This is a genomic window from Aristophania sp. ESL1142, assembly GCF_058107345.1.
Map to the genome: position 1 here is coordinate 1184411 of NZ_JBYLUH010000001.1, position 18876 is coordinate 1203286.

Here is an 18876-nt window from a genome sequence, read left to right on the forward strand (position 1 = left end):
GATCAATCCGCAACAGGAGCTGTATGAAAAGATTTTGCCTTACGCTCTGAAGCTGTAAGGCCAAGGCGTTTGATCTCCCATTGCAAGAGAATGGCTGTTTGATCAAATACTTTTTTTCTCACTGTTTCACCAAGTGTTTCAAGATCTTCGCTGCTGGCATGTCCGAGATTGAGCATGAAATTACAATGTTTCTCACTCATTTGGGCATCTCCGATGCGTAATCCCCTACATCCTGCTTCGTCGATCAGAGACCAGGCTTTATGCCCTTCAGGATTGCGAAATGTTGATCCTCCTGTACGTGTTCTCAAAGGCTGGCTTGCTTCACGGGCAGAACGGATTTCAGAAATCTTCTGACGGATGGTGTCAGGGGCAGATTTTTGTGTTTTCAGACGTACCCGCGTGACGATAAATCCTTCAGGAAGTTCGCTATGACGATAGCTCATATGCAGGGCGTCTGCTTGTAATCTTGCTGCATGCCCCTTTTGATCAAGTCCTTCGATCCACTCAAGGCAATCGGTAATTTCGCCGCCATAAGCACCGGCATTCATGGCAACAGCCCCTCCCAGTGAACCAGGAATACCTGCCAGGAATTCCAGCCCTCCCAGTCCGAGAGAGGCAGCTTTTTCTGCGACTGTAACATCTAATGCAGCAGCTCCAATGATGAGGCCATCATGATCTTCTTCGATATGGGCGAAATTACCAGCCAATTTTATGACGACGCCCTCAATGCCTCCATCACGAATAATAATATTGGAGCAGGCTCCCAGAATGGTCCGTGGAATATCTGGGGGACATTGGGCAAGGAAATGAGCCAGATCTTCTTCATCTTCGGGAATGAAGAACCAGTCAGCCGGACCGCCACAACGAAACCAGGTGCGTGGCCCCAGAGGAACATTGCTCAGGAAACGACCACGGACAGAAGGAGGAATAAAATTCTGGGACATGAATTAAGGTCTATAATAATTCTTTAAGAGGCATCAGCCAGTTTTTGCGGAAGTTGTTGTGCCCATTGTGTAATATTCCCGGCGCCCAGACAAATAACATAGTCACCAGGTTGTGCATTCTCCTTGATAAGGGCTGGAAGATCATCAGGTGATGAGAGGCTGATGACATTGCGGTGGCCATGATCCCGTAAGCCCTGAACCAGTGCCTCCTTTGTAATATTTTCAAGAGGTTCCTCTCCAGCGGCATAAATATCACTGATAATCACGATATCAGCATCATTCATACAGCCACAAAATTCGTTAAACAGGTCTTTAACTCTTGAATAACGGTGAGGTTGCACAACCGCGATCACATGTCCTGCGCCTGCCTGACGTGCTGCTTTTAGAACAGCAGCAATCTCGACGGGATGATGGCCATAATCATCAATAATCGTAATATTATTCCATGTGCCCGTTCGGGTGAAACGTCTTTTGACACCACGAAATCCAGCCAGTGCTTCTGCGATAACATCGTCGGAAATTTCCATTTCACTGGCAACGGCTATCGCTGCGAGTGCATTGAGAATATTGTGGTTGCCAAACATCGGCAGGGTAAAGGGCCCTGCTTTGCGTGTACTATTCTGTGCACGGTTGGCGATGATGACGTCAAAGCGGGCGCCTTGCGGACTCATGATGATATTTTCTGCCCGGATATCTGCTTGAGGACTGAAGCCGTATGTAACCACACGATGATCAGAAAGTTGGGGGATCATTTGTTGCACGCGTGGATGATCCACACAAAGCACCGCAAAGCCATAAAAAGGGATATTGGAGACAAACTGGCGATAGCCTGCCTCCATCGCTTCGTCTGTTCCCCAATGGTCAAGGTGCTCTGGGTCCATATTGGTCACAACGGCAATGACGGCGGGAAGGCGCAGGAAAGAACCGTCACTTTCATCGGCTTCAACAACCATCCAGTCTCCTGACCCCATGCGTGTATTCGTGCCGTAAGCCTCAATAATACCGCCATTAATAACGGTCGGGTCCAGAGATGCCTGTTCAAGCACGCAGGAGACAAGACTGGTTGTGGTGGTCTTACCGTGTGTTCCTCCTATGGCAATTGCCCAACGCAGCCTCATAAGTTCAGCCAGCATTTCAGCCCGACGGACAACGGGAATCAGACGCGAGCGCGCTGCTACAACTTCAGGATTATCCCTTTTGACTGCCGTGGAAATAACGACAACCTGTGCATCATTCAGATTATCAGCATCATGGCCAATAAAAACGGGAATACCAATTTTGCGTAGGCGCTGGACATTGCTGTTTTCACTGAGGTCTGAGCCTTGCACCTTGTACCCCAGCATATGCAACACTTCAGCGATACCGGACATGCCGATACCGCCAATCCCGACAAAATGGAGTGTTCCGATATTCAGAGGTAGGGCGCGCATAGGATTAGTCTCCAGGAATAACAGATAAAAGAAAGCATCAGGAAATGTGTTTTTCGATCAGGTCAGCCAGTTTCTCCGCCGCATTTTTATGGCGGAGGCTTGCAGAGGCCTGAGCAGCCTGGGTTAGGAGTTCAGGATGGGTGAAAAGTTCTGTGAGTTTGCCTGTCAGGGTTTCGATAGTGAAATCTTTCTGACGGATCATCCATCCTGCACCAGCATCTTCAAGAGCTTTGGCATTTGCGCCCTGTTCATCTGAAGCTGCAATGGGAAGGGGAACCATGATAACAGGTTTTCCTGCCATGGTAAGTTCTGCGATGGAAGAGCCTCCAGCGCGTCCGATGACGAGATGCGCTTTTTCCAAAACAGGGGCAACATTTTGGATAAAGGGGCGTAAATCCGCTTTAATACCTGCATTGCTGTAACGGGTTTGCAGGGCGGGGATGAGTTCCTCTTTGAGCTGTTGTGTGATGTGAAGGCGTTTTCTGAATGTTTCAGGCAAGGCAATCAGGGCATCAGGTACAACCTGGCTGAAAATCTGTGCTCCAAGTGATCCGCCCCAGATAAGCAACTCCAGAGGGCTGTCTCCATTCTGTTCGGGTGGAGAATAAGGCTGCGTAGCCAAAGCTTCTATTTCAGCGCGAACGGGCATTCCGGTTAGTGTGACATTTGCTTTCAGGGGCAAGCGGGCGACATTTTTATAGGATGTGGCAATAGCCGTGGCAAAATGGGCGAGTAAGGCATTGGCCTTTCCCAAAACAGCATTCCCTTCATGGATAATGATGACAGGGCGCTTTTTGCGGGGAAAGAAGCTACTGCTTAACAGAGGAGGGATCGATGGATAACCGCCAAATCCAATGACAGCGGCAGGTTTTATCGTTTTGATAAGGGTCCTTGCCTTATAGGTTCCTTTCAAAAGGGAAAAAATACCTTCTATCTTGGCTTTATAGGACTTTCCTGCAACGCCGGAACCTGGAAGCACATATTGGCGTGATGTCGCGAAAGCACCAATTTTGCGGTGCGTGTTACGGCTATCTGTCATCAGGACAATCTCATGTCCTCTTTGAAGAAGACAGCTTGCCAAAGCTTCAGCAGGAAAGAAATGACCACCTGTTCCACCTGCCGCGATAATGATAGGAGCTTTCATGCTAGCGAACCTTTGAACTGGAAGACTCAAGTCTCAGTGAAATGGAAGAAACAGGCGTTGTTGCTGATGGCGGGGCGAAAAGCCCCGGGTCAACACGGTGACGCGTCAGTGCCAGGACCATTCCCAATGTCAGGGCTATTGATACAGCTGAACTCCCTCCATATGAAATCAGTGGTAAGGTCATGCCTTTTGTCGGGATCAGATGGAGTGTTGAGCCCATATTAATAAAAGCCTGAAGACCGAACCCTGCAATGAGGCCGCTGGTTGAAAGGATGATATAGGGGTCTTTGTCACGTGTCAGGCGCAGTAAGGTCCTGATGACGATGACAACATAAACAGCGATAATAAAAAGGCAAAGAAGCAGGCCATATTCTTCTCCAGCAACGGCGAAGATAAAGTCAGCATGGGCATCTGGAAGCAGATCCTTGACATGCCCCTCTCCTGGACCACGCCCAAGGAGACCACCATTGCCAAAGGCTCTTAAAGAGGTATCGATCTGATAGTGGTCACCAACGTCAGGGTGTAAAAACCGTTCAACACGGGAACGCACATGAGAAAATTTTACATAAGCGACACCAAAGGCACCCAGCATGGCTCCGACGAGACCAAGAAAGAAGACGATCGGCAGGCCATCAATGAAAAGCTGTATGGCAAAAACAGCGGTAATAACTGAAAGCATTCCGATATCAGGCTGAGCCTGTAGCAAAACAGCAATGAGCAAAAAAACCAGAAAAGCAGCTAGCCTTCCCGGAAATTGAAAACCGTTGGGAAGTTTGATCTGATGACGTAAACTTAGGAGCCATCCAGTCACAATTGCAAAAAATGGCTTCAAAAATTCTGAAGGCTGAACAGACATAACAGGTAAGGCAATCCAGCGTCTGGCACCTTTGATTTCCATTCCATGGACAAGTGTCATGAATGTTGCCCCGAGAGCAATAATGCCACCGCCTATTGCAAGTCTACGGATAGCGCGTGGACTTAGCGATGACGTGAACAATAGTACAAGCCCTGCAATAGCCAGGAATATAACTTGTTTAAGGATAAACATGTTACGTGAAGCCCCAATACGATGGGCCACGGCGGGACTTGCTGCCAGCATCAGGATATATCCCAGAGCCATGAGAATACCGACGCATGTCAGGGTTACATGGTCAATATTGCGCCACCAACGGGCATAAGGGGACGTATCTGTGCGGCTTAATGATGTCATGGATGGATCTCAGGACGTCGCAGCGAGTGTATGAACATAATGGGCAAAACGGGCGCCACGCTCTTCAAAACTCTGGAACTGGTCAAAACTTGCACATGCCGGAGAGAGGAGGATGGTATGAATACCAGTAGCTTTGGCAATTCGGAAAGCCTCATGAACGGCAGGTTCAAGAGTTTTACATGATGTACACTCTACCTGATGGGACTTTAGCGTTTTAGCTAATAGATCGCTGTCCTGACCAATGAGGCAGGCATGGGCAATATGAGGGAAAAGAGGCACAAGACTTTCAATACCACCTGTTTTGGCGATACCGCCTGCAATCCAGATAACTTTATCATAAGCCTGAAGGGCGTGGGAGGCTGCCTCGGCGTTCGTTGCCTTGCTGTCATTGATAAAGCGGATATTATCAATGATGGCTACGGTCTTGAGGCGATGATCCAGCCCTGCAAAACTTTTGATTGCAGAGGAAATGACGTCATCAGGAATTCCCAGAAACTGCGCCGCCTTTCTCGAAGCCATGATATTCTGGGCATTATGAAGGCCGGGCAGATTAGGGGCTTCTTCAGATGAAAAGGCATGATCAACAGAGAGTGTGACCACTGGCACATTTTGCTCTTTAAGCTGGGGCATGATGGTTTTTACCCACGGAGCATCTTCTCCCAGGATGGCGAGGTCATGCTCATCCATGTGATCAAAAACATGGGCCTTGGCTTCGATATAACCCTGCATTGAGCCATGGCGTTCAAGATGGTCGGGTGTGATGTTCAGCCAGATGGCGCAATGAGCGTGAAATTTGTCCAGTCGCTCTAGCATGTAAGAAGACATTTCAATGACGTATATACCGTTATCTCCCAATAAGGGGAGAGCAAGAGCAGCGGTTCCCAGATTCCCACCAGCTGCAACAGGACGTCCTGCTTCTTTGCAAATATGCGTCAGTAGCGCTGTTGTCGTGGATTTTCCGTTTGTTCCGGTCACTGAAATGAATTGCGCCTGAGAGCCTGCTTCGCGCACGGCACGCCATAAAATTTCAGCATCAGAGAAGATGGGGATGGATTGTGAACGTGCCAGAATGGCAGTTGGGTGCGGTTGTGGCAGGAGATGGGGGATTCCTGGTGATAAGATCAGAGCCTCAAAACCGCGTAAATCAGTAATAGGGGCAAGTGTCAGGTTCGGATGTGTGTCCAAAAGGGGTGACCGATCGTCCCAGGCGTGAACCTTGGCGCCCATAGCGAGCAGTGTACGTACAACCGCACTGCCATTACGGCCAAGTCCACAGACAGCGAACTGCTTTCCCTCAAACAGGTTCGAGGGGAAAGGGCGGGGGGGAAGGTCAGTCATCTTAATTTCAACGTTGCCAAGCCACAGAGTCCCAATATAAAGGCTATGATCCAGAAGCGTACGACAATTTTCGGTTCTTGCCAGCCTTTTTTCTCAAAATGATGATGGAGAGGGGCCATCAGAAAAATGCGTCTCCCCGTTCTGCGGAACCAGAAGACCTGAATAATGACAGATAGGGTTTCAGCAACAAATAATCCCCCTACAATGCAAAGGACAAGCTCATGCTTGATCGCAACGGCAATGCTTCCCAGAGCACCTCCAAGGGCCAGAGAGCCTGTATCCCCCATAAAAACCTCGGCAGGGGGTGCATTAAACCATAAAAACCCCAGGGCAGCCCCAATGAGTGCTGCGCAGAGAACACTAAGCTCTCCTGTGCCAGGAATATAATGAAGTTGCAGATAGTCTGCAAAAATGTGATTGCCGACCATATAAGCAATCAGGGCAAATACCAGCGCGGCAATGATCACCGGGACTGTGGCCAGTCCATCGAGTCCATCTGTGAGATTTACGGCATTGCCAAATCCGCTGATCGTAATCATGGCGAAAAGTGGAAACGCATATCCCAGAGGTAAAAAGAGAGATTTGGCGAATGGAAAGGCCAAGGCATTGCGTATTTCAGGAGGTGTAAGGGCCTGAAGCCAGATTCCGGCCAGGAGCGATACCAGAAATTCACATCCCAAACGTGTTTTTTTGCTCAGACCAGTTGAATTATGACGGGCGAGTTTCTCGTAATCATCAACAAAACCAACAGCCCCAAAGGCTAAAGTTGTCAATAAAACAGCCCAGACAAAACCATTATGCAAATCGGCCCATAAAAGCGTTGAAAGAGTCAGGCAGAAGAGAATTAACATCCCTCCCATTGTTGGCGTCCCTGCTTTTTCAAGAATGTGACGTTCAGGGCCAACAGCCCTGATCGGTTGGCCATCACGCTGGATACGTTTGAGATGGGCAATGAAAGGCCGTCCCAGAAAGAGGGACAATACAAGAGCTGTCAGGCACGCGCAGCCGGCCCGGAAGGTAATGTAATGAAAAAGGTTGAAAAAACCACCATGGTGCAGGTTATGGGCAGCAATGAGATTAAAGAACATAGACTCGGACTCGGTTCAGGTTTTTTCAATTGGGTTAAGGATTGTTTTCAGACCCTCTATCAGTTTTTTCATTTTGCTGCCCAGACTTCCTTTTACGAGGATGACATCGCCTGAACGCAGAATTTTGGTCATAAGAGGAACCAGCTCTTCTGAAGTTTCTCCATAACCGCCTTTCAGGGCTGCAGGTAAACAATCAAACAAGGCTTTCATATGGGTACCACAGCAAAAACAGAGGGTCTGGCTGTTTTTGATTGCGGAGGCAAGGGCCTCATGCTCCTGTCGGGAAAATTCACCAAGTTCAAGCATGTCCCCTAAAGCAGCAATATGGCGGGAGGCCGGTTTTAGGGAAAGTGTTTCAAGCGATGCTTTGATGCTTTCAGGTGAGGCATTGTAGCTTTCATCAATGATTGTGACGTTATCGCCTATAACGTAGGTCGCGCCGCGTCCTTCATCAGCCCTGAAAGATTTGAGTGCCAGAACAGATGGTGCCATAGGGTAGCCGAGAGCAGCGACACAGCCTAAAGCTAAAGAAGCATTACGAATATGATGTAGCCCAGGTAGAGAAAGCTGCACGCTATAAGTTTCATTACTATATTGAATCTGAAACTTGCTTCCGGAATCTGAGAGAACAGGGTTTATGATATGAATGTCTGCTTTGTTAGAAAAACCAGAGAGCCATAATTGGGCAGAAGGTGGAAGATAAGCCTTTATTATAGAATCATAGCCGGTATCATCTGGCATGAGCGCGACCGAGTGAGGATGGGAAAGACTTGCAAACAGAGATGCTTTTTCACGAGCAATCGCTTCGCGGCTTCCCATAAGGCCAAGATGGGCCGTGCCAATTGCAGTGATAACCGCACAATCAGGCTGTACTTGTGCCGCAAGAGGTGTAATTTCACCTATATGATTCATACCGATCTCACTAATGCAGAAATCAGTATCACGCGGCAGACGTGCCAATGTTAAGGGTACGCCCCAGTGATTATTAAAGGAAGCAACGGAAGCGTGGACTTTGCCGTGGGGGAGGAGAGTCTGACGCAGCATTTCTTTTGTCGTGGTTTTACCGACGCTGCCAGTAACGGCGATTGCTTTGCCCCTAAAACGGTTTCTGGCAAATTGTCCCAGCTTTTCAAGGGCTTTCATAGTGTCTGTGACCAGAAGAATGCGAGGATCATTTTGCAAGCTCTGGGCTTGCAAAGCATCCTTGTCATGAACCATAACGGCCGCGGCTCCCTGTTCCAGGGCTTGTCTGGCAAAACGATGCCCATCAGAATTATGACCGATCAGTGCGATAAAAAGATCGCCTTTCTGAAGAGTACGGGTATCTATCGAAATACCGGTAATATTCAATTCTGCGCTGAGTGTGCCATGAGTTGCAGCGCGTAATTCAGAGCTGGTCCATAAAGGATGGGAAGTGTTCATGAGCAAATTTCTTCTGCCAAAGTACGCGTTATGTCACGGTCATCAAAAGGGTGAATTTCATCGCCGATAATCTGGCCTTTTTCATGTCCTTTTCCTGCAATAATTAAAATATCGTCTTTTCTAAGTGAGCGAAGTCCTTCAGAAATTGCTTCAGCCCGGGATGGGATTTCTCTTGCCTGGGGACAGGTCTGTCTGATCTCCTGCCGGATGCGGTCTGGGTCTTCGTGCCGAGGATTGTCATCAGTAATAATAATCCTATCAGCCAGACGCGAAGCAACTTGCCCCATAAGAGGGCGTTTCCCTTTATCGCGGTCTCCTCCAGCACCAAAAACAAGTGTGAGCTTTCCTTTTGTATGAGCGCGCAGGCTAAGAAGAATATGTTCCAGTGCATCAGGCGTATGGGCATAATCGACGTAAGCACAGGCTTGATTCGGCAAGCTCGCAACGAGTTCGCAACGTCCTGGGACATTTTTAAGCCCTGTAAGTAAAGAAAGGGTTTCTGTTGCGTCCTGATCATCTTTCCAGCAAAGGGTTGCTGCCATAAGAGCATTTTCTATCTGAAAAGCGCCTGCCAGCGGGATCTGTAAAGGTGGTAGGGTTTTGCCCAGAAACGTAAGAGAGACAATTTGTCCTGTAGGAGTTGGTGTCACGTCCCTTATGGTAAGAAACTGCGCATTGCGGCCGATATCACGTATTTTGAGATGACGTTCCCTGGCAATAGCGCGAAGGGCAGAGACAGTCTCTGGGTCCATGTCAGCATTAAAGGCTGCAATCCCTCCCTCTTCGAGCAAGGCTTTAAAAAGATGAAGTTTTGCATCCCGATAAGCACTGATCGTGCCGTGATAATCCAGATGATCGCGTGTGAGATTGGAAAAGCCCGCAGCTTTGAATGTCAGACCATCAAGGCGGGATTGTATCAGGCCATGTGAAGAAGCTTCCAATGCAACATGATCAATGCCTGCTTTTTTGAGGTCAGCCAATGCATTGGCCAGGCTGACAGGGTCAGGCGTTGTTAAGGGAGGAAGGGGCGGAAGAATGACATCGGTAATCAGGCCTAATGTGCCGATACTGGCAGCAGACAGATTTTGTTTCTGCCAAATCTGTCTGACAAAATCGACCGTGCTGCTTTTTCCGTTCGTGCCTGTGACGGCTATGAGTGTTTCTGGCGGGGTACCGGCGAGTACTATGGCTGAAAGGGCCAGAAAACGGGCAGGGTTTTCAAGTGCGATCATCGGGACTGATCGACCATTTTCGTTATGCTGGACAAATTCTGTTATATGGGGTTCTTTCTGCCGGATGATGGCGCTGGCCCCTTTGAAAATCGCGTGGGAAATATAAGACGCTCCATCGTGCTGAGTGCCTTTAAGAGCAACAAAAAGGCTGCCTGACTGAACAGAGCGACTATCGGCCGCAACGGATGTGATTGTCACATCGTGCGGAATGTCGATATTGAGACCTGTTTGGTGTAGCAGTGAAGATAAAAGCATGATGGAGCCTGACAGAAAAAAAGGAAGAAGGTTAATGACCTTTCGGAAGTGCGTGTTTGCGAGGGGGTGGCTCACCGGGGTCATTGCCGGGGCCGAGTGGGCGGGCACCACGGGGGACAGGCGGGTTAAGGGAGATAGCGAGTTCCTGTTCAATTTTTCCCATCTGCTCAGCAGGGGGAGGAAAAAGTCCTAGCATTGGGGCTGTGCGTGTGATGATTTTTGAAAATGTTGGCGCAGCAATCCAGCCAGCCGTCGCCCAGCCATGTGTTTCAGCTGTTGGTTTGGGTGCGTCAAGCATGACATAAAGTGCATAATGCGGGTCATTCATAGGGAACAGGCCAGTAAAAGCTGTAATATTGACATGTTTCAGATATTGGCCGTGAGCGCCGACTTTTTCAGCCGTACCAGTTTTTCCACCGACAAAATAACCAGGACTTTCCGAGTTGCGTCCAGTCCCCTTTGTGACGTCAAGGCGCAGGATGCGGCGTAATATATCAGCATTCTCCCGTGACAGGACACGCGTACCTTTGGGGGACGGTTCCGTGTTCTCATCATGAGGTTGTGCCAGAAGTGTGGGGGTAATTAAAAAACCGCCATTTCCGGCTGCTGCAGTGCCTCGCACAATTGCTAAAGGTGATTCAGCCACCCCATGTCCGAAGCCGACTGTCATAACAGTCGTTAATCCCCAATTACGCTGTGAAGGAACGATGGGATGGCCAACTTCGGGCAGTTCAACTGGCACACGATCAAGGAACCCCATTTGTTTTAGCCATTCTCTCTGTCTTTTGGCTCCAACGTCAAGCGCGATATGTGCTGATGCCGGATTGGAGGAATAAGCCAAAACAGAGGTCAGGGGGAGCCAAGGGGCAAAATGGTCTGTTTTCAGATCAGAAATCTTAAACCGGCCAACATGGATGGGAATTGTTGAAAAGCGATCCCAAATATGGGCAACATTGAGTTGAAGAGCCATTGCCGCGGTTTGCAGTTTAAAAGTGGAGCCGGGCTCATACATACCCGTTACGGCCCTGTTGAAGCGTGCATCGGCAGGCGTATGTGCAAATTCATTGGCGTCAAAGTCAGGAAGGCTGACCATGGCGAGGATTTCGCCTGTCCTCACGTCCATTAAAATGGCGCTGGCGCCAATAGCGCTGAAATGTTCTTTCGCGTTATAGAGTTCTTCCCGTATGGCTGCCTGCACTCTCGTATCAATGGAGAGACGCAAAGGGGTTGGGTCACTCATTAATCTCTTATCGAAATAGCGCTCCACACCAGCAATGCCATGGTCGTCAATATCAACACTGCCCAATATATGAGCTGCAATATTACCTAGAGGGTAACGACGTTTTTCACTATTTTCGAAATAAAGACCAGGAATACCCAGATTATTAATAGCAAGTTCCTGAGAGGGTGTAATATCACGGGAGAGATAGACAAATTGCCTGTTCTGGTGGAGGCGTTTGAGGATCAGATCCTTATCGAGATCGCTTATAATGGCACTTAATTTTGTGACAACGTCTTCAGGATCAATAATTTCCCGTGGGTTGGCATAGACTTGCACCATTGGTAGGGAAAGCGCTAATGGCTGTCCATTACGATCAGTGATTGAGGCACGTTTTACATTTGGAAGTGTAAAACCACCGCTCATTAATGCCTTGGGGTCGGGCTTGGGGATATCAGGCAGTGCTGTTGCGATCTGGTTTGGTAAAGGCGGCACAGGAGCGAGGATCGTTGCCAAAATCGCTTTAAAACTGACTGCTCCAAAAAGGATCAGAAATCCTAGTCCAACATAAACAAGCCTTCCTTGACGCTGCTCTTCGGGCGTCTGTCTGTTTTTTTTCTTTTTTGGTTTGGACGCAGTTTTTTTTGTCTCTTTCCCATTTTTATTCTGCCGACCTTCCCCGCGACTTCCTGAATAATTCTCAGAAGTTCCGTCAGGAGAATGATCAGGTAACTCGGGAGGACGTGGAGGCTCTGCCATGAATTTCGTTTCAGCCGAAGGTGTGTAAGCTGTGACTTAAAAAGGAGGGTAAAAGGGCTGTCAATATTAGTCCGTCAGCGGAACAGGGGGAGGTAAGGGGCTTTCCTGTAAATTTGTGGCAGATTTTATAGTTGCTTTCGTCAAGGAACTTTTATGAGCTGTTTTCTCATGGGGGACTGACCATGAAATATCCTCAATCTTGGAGGAGGGGTTTATATCGTCAAGATCAGTAGTTTTACGTTCATTTTTCTTCACTCCGGACCTGAGAGGCTGATGTGAAAGAAAAGCACGTTCTTGCGTTCTTTTTTCCTTTGAACGTTGGGTCATCATTGCAATGGTCTGATCAAGCGTCACTATTTTGTGCGCTGGAGCATGCGCAATGATTTTGGGCGTGGTGACAACATGGGTATTATCATTATTAGCCGGAGTAACGGAAGTAGCAATAACAGGTGCTATTACATGATCTGACTTTTCGTTATCTGCCGGATGTATATGAGACTCTGCATCGTCATGAGAATTTATATTTGGGACAATATGCTGCTGAGGCGTGTTCTGCGCGATTAAAGTCTGAACTGTTTTATGGTTGATGGCAGGCAGGGCAGAAGCCAGTTTGTCCATTTTGACAAATTGGCGGGGTTGTACAGATTGCAGCTGGGGCAGAAAACGTCCAGAAAGTGCTGCCAGCCTGTCAGGCTGATTGAGAAGTGCCCATTCCGTACGGAGCATGACAGTCTGTTCCTGAACCTTGCGGGTATCATGGACAATCTGCGTGATTTTTTGATCAAGAAGTAAAGTGTCATGTTTCTTGGTGTAAAGAAACAGACCGGATAAAGCCGCCATGAGGGCACAGAGGAAAGTCACAGGTTTAATCATGCTAATGCTCCAGCATTATCAAGACGGCGTAGCGCTCTCAGATGCGCACTTCTTGAACGGGGGTTCTGACGGATTTCTTCTTCGCTGGGGTGAAGTGCGCGTGAGTAGAGAAGAGAAAATTCTTTCTGTTGAGTGGTTGCTTTTACAGGAAGATAGCGTGAGTTCTGTTCCATACGGCCGCTCAATCGCGCCATTGAGCGTTTTACCAGCCTGTCTTCAAGGGAGTGGAACGTAACAACAACAAAGACACCATTGGGAGCAAGTTTCTGAGGAGCAATTTCAAGTGCTCGCTCAATTTCTCCAAGTTCATCATTCACAGCTATGCGCAAAGCCTGAAAGCTCCTTGTAGCGGGGTCAAAACCCGGCCGCTCGCGGGGGACGCAGCTGCGGATTATGTCTGCAAGGGCAAATGTGGTGGTAATAGGGGCTTCCGCTCTGGCTTTGACAATAGCGCGCGCTATAGAGCGTGCTTTTCTTTCCTCACCATAATGATAGAAAATGTCTGCAAGTGTCTGCTCGCTTTCCTGATTTACAAAATCAGCAGCAGAGCGTCCCTGCGCGCTCATGCGCATGTCCAGAGCAGCATCGAAACGGAAAGAAAATCCTCTCTCTGCTTCATCAAGCTGATAGGATGAAACCCCTAAATCAAGTACAATTCCATCAAAGAGGGCTTCATGAGACAGTAATTTGTCCATGGAGCCAAAAGTGCCGTGATGAAGATGCACTTTGCCTGGGAAATCCTTAATGAGAGCCTGCCCACGAGTGATGGCATCCGGGTCACGGTCAATGGCATGAAGCGTGACGTCGGCTGTTGAAAGAATGGCCCGGCTATAGCCACCGCCACCAAATGTCCCGTCAAGGTAGCGACCATTTTCTTTGATATTAAGAGCTCGAAGAACTTCCGGCAGCATGACAGGGAAATGACCTTCAGTCATGACCGTTCTCCTTCTTTAGAAGAGAGGAGGGAAGAAGACTTTAAAGCACTTAGCGCTTTTGCTTTCTGACGGGCCTGTAGGCGTCGTTCGAGAGCGGCTTCAGGGGTCCATATCTGAAAAATTTTCCCAAGCCCCATAAAGGTGACTTCTTTGTCAAGGCCTGCGTGCTGTTTGAGAATATCAGGCAGAATGATGCGGCCTTCCTTATCGCTATCAAGTGGGTAAGCATCTGCGTAGAGACTGGCTGCAAGATCCTCATGTTCTTCTGAAAAAGGATCATATTCATCCAAAGGAGCGGCCAGAGAGGCAAAGCCGTCTGCTGTCCAGCCTTCAATACAGGGATGAAGATGAGAAGGGCGTAGAATGACGAGAGCATCACCGGGGTGAGCCTGTTCTTTTAACGCGATTCTAAAAGGCGCAGGAATGGAGACGCGTCCTTTGGCGTCGAAACGGTTACAATGAGTGCCTAAAAACATGCTCATTGCGACCACTGCCCCCTTTCCTCTCTTAATGACCGAAGATCATTGTGAAGCCTGAAAATCCAGGATTCTTCATAGGAATAAAGTTCTTATGGGAGTCTCCTGCATCTATTGGGATATCATGGGAAAGCATGGGCGTCAAAAAAAATGTAAAAAAAATGCGCGGAATACCGCGCTTAATTTTTAACTGAGAGAAAAATCCTGGAAAAAATTTGTATTATTAGGTGAAGAGTTGATGTGTGAATTTACTTAATAAAAATTAGCATTTATCTTTTCGTATCAAGTAATTTTCTGATATTTCTCGTCCTTTAAGGATGTGTGTAAGTATAATGGCCAGATGGTCTATAAGCCGGGTTCTGTTCTCTCACCAAAAGGTGGAAGAGGTGATCATTCATCTAGGACAGATCTTGCGACCTGCCTCACGCAACCAACCCGGACGGCGAGGCAGAAACCCCTGACATATTTTGTCAGCCGTCCCTATTCGGTTTTGCTCCCGGTGGGGTTTACCATGACCGCTTCTGTTGCCAGAAGCGCGGTGCGCTCTTACCGCACCGTTTCATCTTTACCTGCACTTTTCAGAAACTGAAAAGCCGGCAGGAAGTCTCGTTTCTGTGGCACTTTCCCTAAGGTCACCCTCGCCGGCTGTTAGCCGGCACCGTTTTTCTGTGGAGCCCGGACTTTCCTCCAGAGCATGAAGCTCCAGCGATCACCCGACCATCTGGCGCGCCGGAGAGTGCCTGCCTTACGTCCTCAGGTCAAGAGCGGTAAACAGGATTTATTGTGTAGCGAGTGGATGAAAATCACCCGGTGTTCCGGCATCTGTGGCGATATAACCTGCTAGACGATTAACCTTGATATTAAAAAGATTTTCCGCAGAGGCTGTCGTGCCTGGGCAGCCATTCCCATGGCGTCCCAGGACATTGATCGTTGGTTCGTTATTGGTAATGTCACCATTAATAACAAAAACCAGGCATTTGCGGGGAAGAGGGGAGAGTTTTTTCTGCGTAATGACCGTTCGTAGATGTTCGACCAAAGCACTATTGTCAAACCAGCTAGCTTTCTTGAAGGTAAACTGGTCATAAATTGCGTCTAGAGTGCCATTCTTTGCCATATAGAGCATGATCAGAATAAGCGGAATCATAATGACGAGGCGTCTTATAATATGCTGCTTGATAGAACGGTTTTTGTAAAAAGAGGCAAGACTGGGGCGTTTGGGCGAAGGTGTTTGGGTCAAAGGATAAATCCATCAGAAAACAGAAAGGAGACATTATATCTGTCCCCTTTCTGAAAAAATATGAAGACCGAATATAGAGATTCGGAGATTAATTTTTCATATTTTCGTGCCAGAAATCTCCTGTCTTGTTGATAAAGGCCTTTGCGGCTGTTGGGCCGCGGGTACCTGCAACGTAATGTTCCATCGGGACCTGATCTTCGGCCCAAGCTTTGAGAGTTGGTTCAACCCATGCCCAAGCGGCTTCAACTTCATCGCGGCGGATGAAAAGTGTTGGGTTTTCACGCACGACATCAAGCATTAAACGCTCGTAAGAGTCGGGGATAAGAGAGCCATCGGTTGTGGTAAAGGCGCCACTCAGGTCAAGCTCCTGAAAACTGAAGCCAGGTGAGGAAGGGTTTTTGGCATTAATGGTGAGGTCAATGCCTTCATTGGGCTGGATACGGATAACGAGTTTGTTGGCCTTGGGTAAATGGCCAAAAAGACCGTGAGCGCGTTTCTTGAATGTGATGACAACTTCGCTGACTTTCAATTTGGAGCGCTTCAAGGTGCGGATATAAAAGGGAACATTTTTCCAGCGAGGTGTTTCAACATAAGCCCGTAAGGCTGCATAGGTCTCTGTATTGCTCGGGCGCCCCAGCTCATCAAGATAACCAGAGACGGGCTGGTCGCCAATACCACCTTTTGTATATTGGGCACGCAAGGTCTCTGTCCGGATTGCATCGCCAGTAATGGGCCGTAATGCTTTGAGAACGGCGACCTTCGCATCTCTGACGGCATCAGCGTCAAGGGCTGTGGGTTCCTCCATGGCACAGAGACTCAGGATTTGCAGTAGGTGATTCTGGATCATGTCACGCAAAGCACCTGACTTGTCATAATAGCCAGCGCGTCCTTCTACTCCCACTGTTTCTGCTGCAGTGATCTGGATGGACTGGATATATTCATGAGACCATATGGCATTGATAATGGGATTAGCGAAGCGGAGTGCCGTGATGTTTTGTACTGTTTCTTTGCCAAGGTAATGGTCAATACGATAGATCTGATGTTCTTTGAAATATTGACTGACACTATCATTGATTTTGTTGGCTGATTGGCTGTCAGTACCAATCGGTTTTTCCATGACGACACGTGACTGAGGCGTAATCAGGTTATGTTTGGCAAGGTTTTCACTGATTTCCCCGAAAAGATGAGGCGCTGTGGAATAATAAAATACCCGGACCTGGTTTGAAGGGGACTGGGCAAGTTTTTCGGTGAGTTCAGCCCAGTTACTGTTGTTTTTTGTGGCGTCGAGCTGGACATAATCCAGCATATCCATGAAATGCTTTATTACGGTTTCGCTTCTATTGGCATCTGGAACGAAGCGCTCAAGTGCTTGGTGGGCCTGTTCCTGGAATTCTTCGCGTGTATTTGCAGAGCGGGCTGTACCAATGATGCGTGCTTTTCTAGGAATGTGACCGAGGCGAAGCTGGTTATAAAGACTTGGTAGCAGCTTGCGCATTGTCAGGTCGCCTGTGGCGCCAAAAATGATATAATCAAAAGGGACCGTTTGCTGGGAACCAGTCATAAGGAATAACAGCCTTTCCTGTTTGTGCGCAGGGCGCGCCTATAAAGATCAAAATGCATTTCAGAATATCTGTTGCCACCTTTCTAGAACGGCCTAGTGCTCATTTCTGTCAAGAGGAGAACAAGGGTTATGGAGGGCGTTTGAGAGGTATAAATGACTATTCAAAAAACTTTTACTTTACAGATGAAAAAAAGAGCGTTTTTTCAATTTTTTTCTCATGGGTTTTATGGAAAAAACGTGTTTTTTTGCTCGATCAGAGTTAGATTTATTGACCCGGTAAAAGGGACGCTATAAGCCGCAAAGCGGTAATATAGAATCGTAAAATGAAAGAGGATCAAAGGCTAATGGAGTCAGAAACTGCAACAACAGGAGGCATTGCCGCTGATCGCTTGCGTTCTATCATTGAACGTGTTGAGAGACTTGAGGAAGAACGTAAAGCTCTGGGCGGTGATATAAGGGATATCTTTGCTGAAGCGAAGTCAGCCGGCTTTGATGTTAAAGTCATCAAACAGATCATCAGACAGCGTAAACAAGAGCCAGCAGAGATTGAAGAGCAGGAAACGCTTCTCGATATTTATCGTCGCGCTCTGGGTATGTAAATAAATAATTATTTAAACCAGATTGCCTCTTAATGCTCCGTTTTGGCAGGGTCTATCCTGCTTAAACGGAGCTTTTTTATTGGAGTCAAAAAAGTTACGGAATTACTTTTCTGCAGAAGACTGGCAGACTTTTTTAAGTAAATTACAGAAATCCTGCATTAAAGGACTGTTTGCTGATTTGCGCATGGCAATGGCCAGGTTGGAATAAGGCGCAGGTTCCTCAATCTCGTGATAGGTGATTCCTTCAGTATGAAGCTGCTTGAGCGATTCAGGAACGACTGAAACACCTAATCCTGCTGCAACAAGGGGAATTGTTCCGGCAATCTGCGGGGCCTGCTGCCCTAAAGGAGGTGTTGCACCTGCAAGCTGGTAAGCTGCCAATATGGAATCGTAAAATCCAGGTCCTAATTCACGGGGGAAAATAATGAGGGGATCTTCTTCAATTTCATTAAGCCGGATTTTTGTTTTTCCTGAAAGAGGGTGGCCACTAGGTAAAGCCACTAGTGTAGGCTCCTTGAGTAGAGGAATAACTTCAATCAGATCCGGGTCCGTTACAGGTGGACGGACGACAGCAATATCAAGCTGATAATTAAGAAGTGACGCGCATAATGCGGGGGTATTGCTTTCTTCAAGAGACAGAACAACATCTGGTGACATTGTTCTGAATTGACGGATGGCAAAAGGAATAGCCGGCAGAAGAGGGACAGAACCAGCCAATCCAATCCGCAGCCTTCCCTTTTTTCCTTCAGCAAGACTCTGGGCATTTTCGATGAATTGCTGCTTCAGTTCAAGGATAAGGCGTGCCTGAGGAAGAAGCATCTGCCCTGCTTCAGTCAGTGTGACGCCTCGTGTCTGGCGGATAAAAAGCGTAACACCGAGCGTTTCTTCCATTTTGCGTAACTGTTGGCTGAGAGGAGGTTGCTCCATGGACAGCATTTTGGCGGCCAGGGTGATACTCCCAGCATCGGCAACAGCGGTAAAATATTGGAAGTGTCGAATATCCATCTTCGCCTATCTCATGATTTTTCACTGTATTTCAGTGTTGTAGTAATAAAATTTCTTTAGGGGTTAAAAGCATATATTTTTTATATAGCAGAAAATAGCATATATATTATATATACATATAGTTAAAACTATATATTTGAAATAGGCTT

Annotated in this window: 16 protein-coding genes and 1 other RNA gene; 1 reads left to right on the forward strand and 16 read right to left on the reverse strand. The window is 47.8% G+C overall.

All coding sequences use genetic code 11. The features are described from left to right. Positions 1-2: 2 nt before the first annotated feature. The 15 genes from murB to zwf all read right to left on the reverse strand — a co-directional run bounded on the left by murB (position 3) and on the right by zwf (position 17123). Positions 3-944, reverse strand: a complete 942-nt coding sequence (gene murB, locus AC3B6P_RS05585) for a UDP-N-acetylmuramate dehydrogenase (RefSeq protein ID WP_489805114.1) — start codon at positions 942-944, stop codon at positions 3-5. Between the two features lie 23 nt (positions 945-967). Further along, a complete protein-coding gene (gene murC, locus AC3B6P_RS05590) occupies positions 968-2374 on the reverse strand; it encodes a UDP-N-acetylmuramate--L-alanine ligase (protein ID WP_489805115.1) in 1407 nt (468 codons plus the stop codon). Between the two features lie 37 nt (positions 2375-2411). Continuing rightward, a complete protein-coding gene (gene murG / locus AC3B6P_RS05595) occupies positions 2412-3518 on the reverse strand; it encodes an undecaprenyldiphospho-muramoylpentapeptide beta-N-acetylglucosaminyltransferase (RefSeq protein ID WP_489805116.1) in 1107 nt (368 codons plus the stop codon). Between the two features lies 1 nt (position 3519). Next, a complete protein-coding gene (locus tag AC3B6P_RS05600) occupies positions 3520-4728 on the reverse strand; it encodes an FtsW/RodA/SpoVE family cell cycle protein (RefSeq protein ID WP_489805117.1) in 1209 nt (402 codons plus the stop codon). Between the two features lie 9 nt (positions 4729-4737). After that, positions 4738-6066: a UDP-N-acetylmuramoyl-L-alanine--D-glutamate ligase gene (gene murD / locus AC3B6P_RS05605; protein WP_489805118.1), complete on the reverse strand. Its 1329-nt coding sequence runs from the start codon at positions 6064-6066 to the stop codon at positions 4738-4740. Next, a complete protein-coding gene (gene mraY / locus AC3B6P_RS05610) occupies positions 6063-7154 on the reverse strand; it encodes a phospho-N-acetylmuramoyl-pentapeptide-transferase (protein WP_489805119.1) in 1092 nt (363 codons plus the stop codon). Before mraY ends, murD begins: the two co-directional genes overlap by 4 nt. A 15-nt stretch (positions 7155-7169) precedes the next feature. Next, positions 7170-8576: a UDP-N-acetylmuramoyl-tripeptide--D-alanyl-D-alanine ligase gene (locus tag AC3B6P_RS05615; RefSeq protein ID WP_489805120.1), complete on the reverse strand. Its 1407-nt coding sequence runs from the start codon at positions 8574-8576 to the stop codon at positions 7170-7172. Beyond that, positions 8573-10063 (reverse strand): UDP-N-acetylmuramoyl-L-alanyl-D-glutamate--2,6-diaminopimelate ligase, encoded by a 1491-nt coding sequence (locus AC3B6P_RS05620; RefSeq protein WP_489805121.1) that lies wholly within the window; start codon positions 10061-10063, stop codon positions 8573-8575. Before AC3B6P_RS05620 ends, AC3B6P_RS05615 begins: the two co-directional genes overlap by 4 nt. 31 nt (positions 10064-10094) lie before the next feature. Then, positions 10095-12041 (reverse strand): peptidoglycan D,D-transpeptidase FtsI family protein, encoded by a 1947-nt coding sequence (locus AC3B6P_RS05625; RefSeq protein ID WP_489805122.1) that lies wholly within the window; start codon positions 12039-12041, stop codon positions 10095-10097. Between the two features lie 66 nt (positions 12042-12107). Then, positions 12108-12914 (reverse strand): cell division protein FtsL, encoded by an 807-nt coding sequence (gene ftsL / locus AC3B6P_RS05630; protein WP_489805123.1) that lies wholly within the window; start codon positions 12912-12914, stop codon positions 12108-12110. Beyond that, positions 12911-13849, reverse strand: coding sequence for a 16S rRNA (cytosine(1402)-N(4))-methyltransferase RsmH (gene rsmH / locus AC3B6P_RS05635; protein WP_489805124.1), 939 nt, complete (start codon positions 13847-13849; stop codon positions 12911-12913). The genes ftsL and rsmH overlap by 4 nt, the downstream gene beginning before the upstream one ends. Beyond that, a complete protein-coding gene (gene mraZ / locus AC3B6P_RS05640) occupies positions 13846-14331 on the reverse strand; it encodes a division/cell wall cluster transcriptional repressor MraZ (RefSeq protein ID WP_489805125.1) in 486 nt (161 codons plus the stop codon). Before mraZ ends, rsmH begins: the two co-directional genes overlap by 4 nt. Before the next feature lie 326 nt (positions 14332-14657). After that, positions 14658-15050: RNase P RNA component class A (gene rnpB, locus AC3B6P_RS05645), an RNA gene on the reverse strand. A gap of 53 nt (positions 15051-15103) precedes the next feature. Continuing rightward, positions 15104-15562 (reverse strand): hypothetical protein, encoded by a 459-nt coding sequence (locus tag AC3B6P_RS05650; protein WP_489805126.1) that lies wholly within the window; start codon positions 15560-15562, stop codon positions 15104-15106. An 88-nt stretch (positions 15563-15650) separates the two neighbouring features. Further along, complete coding sequence (zwf, locus tag AC3B6P_RS05655; protein ID WP_489805127.1) at positions 15651-17123, reverse strand: glucose-6-phosphate dehydrogenase; 1473 nt, start codon at positions 17121-17123, stop codon at positions 15651-15653. A gap of 344 nt (positions 17124-17467) precedes the next feature. On the opposite strand from zwf, the gene AC3B6P_RS05660 reads away from it, so the two are divergent. Further along, on the forward strand, positions 17468-17722 hold the full coding sequence (locus AC3B6P_RS05660; protein WP_489805128.1) for a DUF2312 domain-containing protein: 255 nt from the start codon (positions 17468-17470) through the stop codon (positions 17720-17722). Between the two features lie 102 nt (positions 17723-17824). Here the strand turns inward: AC3B6P_RS05660 and AC3B6P_RS05665 are convergent, their stop codons facing one another. Next, positions 17825-18727, reverse strand: coding sequence for a LysR family transcriptional regulator (locus tag AC3B6P_RS05665; protein ID WP_489805129.1), 903 nt, complete (start codon positions 18725-18727; stop codon positions 17825-17827). Positions 18728-18876: the final 149 nt, after the last annotated feature.

What these genes read in the sequence shown, in the direction of transcription:
- mraZ (WP_489805125.1), bottom strand. Translation starts at nt 14,331, where the DNA reads ATGAGCATGTTTTTAGGCACTCATTGTAACCGTTTCGACGCCAAAGGA.
- AC3B6P_RS05600 (WP_489805117.1), bottom strand. Translation starts at nt 4,728, where the DNA reads ATGACATCATTAAGCCGCACAGATACGTCCCCTTATGCCCGTTGGTGG.
- AC3B6P_RS05615 (WP_489805120.1), bottom strand. Translation starts at nt 8,576, where the DNA reads ATGAACACTTCCCATCCTTTATGGACCAGCTCTGAATTACGCGCTGCA.
- rsmH (WP_489805124.1), bottom strand. Translation starts at nt 13,849, where the DNA reads ATGACTGAAGGTCATTTCCCTGTCATGCTGCCGGAAGTTCTTCGAGCT.
- murC (WP_489805115.1), bottom strand. Translation starts at nt 2,374, where the DNA reads ATGCGCGCCCTACCTCTGAATATCGGAACACTCCATTTTGTCGGGATT.
- AC3B6P_RS05625 (WP_489805122.1), bottom strand. Translation starts at nt 12,041, where the DNA reads ATGGCAGAGCCTCCACGTCCTCCCGAGTTACCTGATCATTCTCCTGAC.
- zwf (WP_489805127.1), bottom strand. Translation starts at nt 17,123, where the DNA reads ATGACTGGTTCCCAGCAAACGGTCCCTTTTGATTATATCATTTTTGGC.
- murD (WP_489805118.1), bottom strand. Translation starts at nt 6,066, where the DNA reads ATGACTGACCTTCCCCCCCGCCCTTTCCCCTCGAACCTGTTTGAGGGA.
- AC3B6P_RS05660 (WP_489805128.1), top strand. Translation starts at nt 17,468, where the DNA reads ATGGAGTCAGAAACTGCAACAACAGGAGGCATTGCCGCTGATCGCTTG.
- AC3B6P_RS05620 (WP_489805121.1), bottom strand. Translation starts at nt 10,063, where the DNA reads ATGCTTTTATCTTCACTGCTACACCAAACAGGTCTCAATATCGACATT.
- murG (WP_489805116.1), bottom strand. Translation starts at nt 3,518, where the DNA reads ATGAAAGCTCCTATCATTATCGCGGCAGGTGGAACAGGTGGTCATTTC.
- murB (WP_489805114.1), bottom strand. Translation starts at nt 944, where the DNA reads ATGTCCCAGAATTTTATTCCTCCTTCTGTCCGTGGTCGTTTCCTGAGC.
- AC3B6P_RS05665 (WP_489805129.1), bottom strand. Translation starts at nt 18,727, where the DNA reads ATGGATATTCGACACTTCCAATATTTTACCGCTGTTGCCGATGCTGGG.
- ftsL (WP_489805123.1), bottom strand. Translation starts at nt 12,914, where the DNA reads ATGATTAAACCTGTGACTTTCCTCTGTGCCCTCATGGCGGCTTTATCC.
- mraY (WP_489805119.1), bottom strand. Translation starts at nt 7,154, where the DNA reads ATGTTCTTTAATCTCATTGCTGCCCATAACCTGCACCATGGTGGTTTT.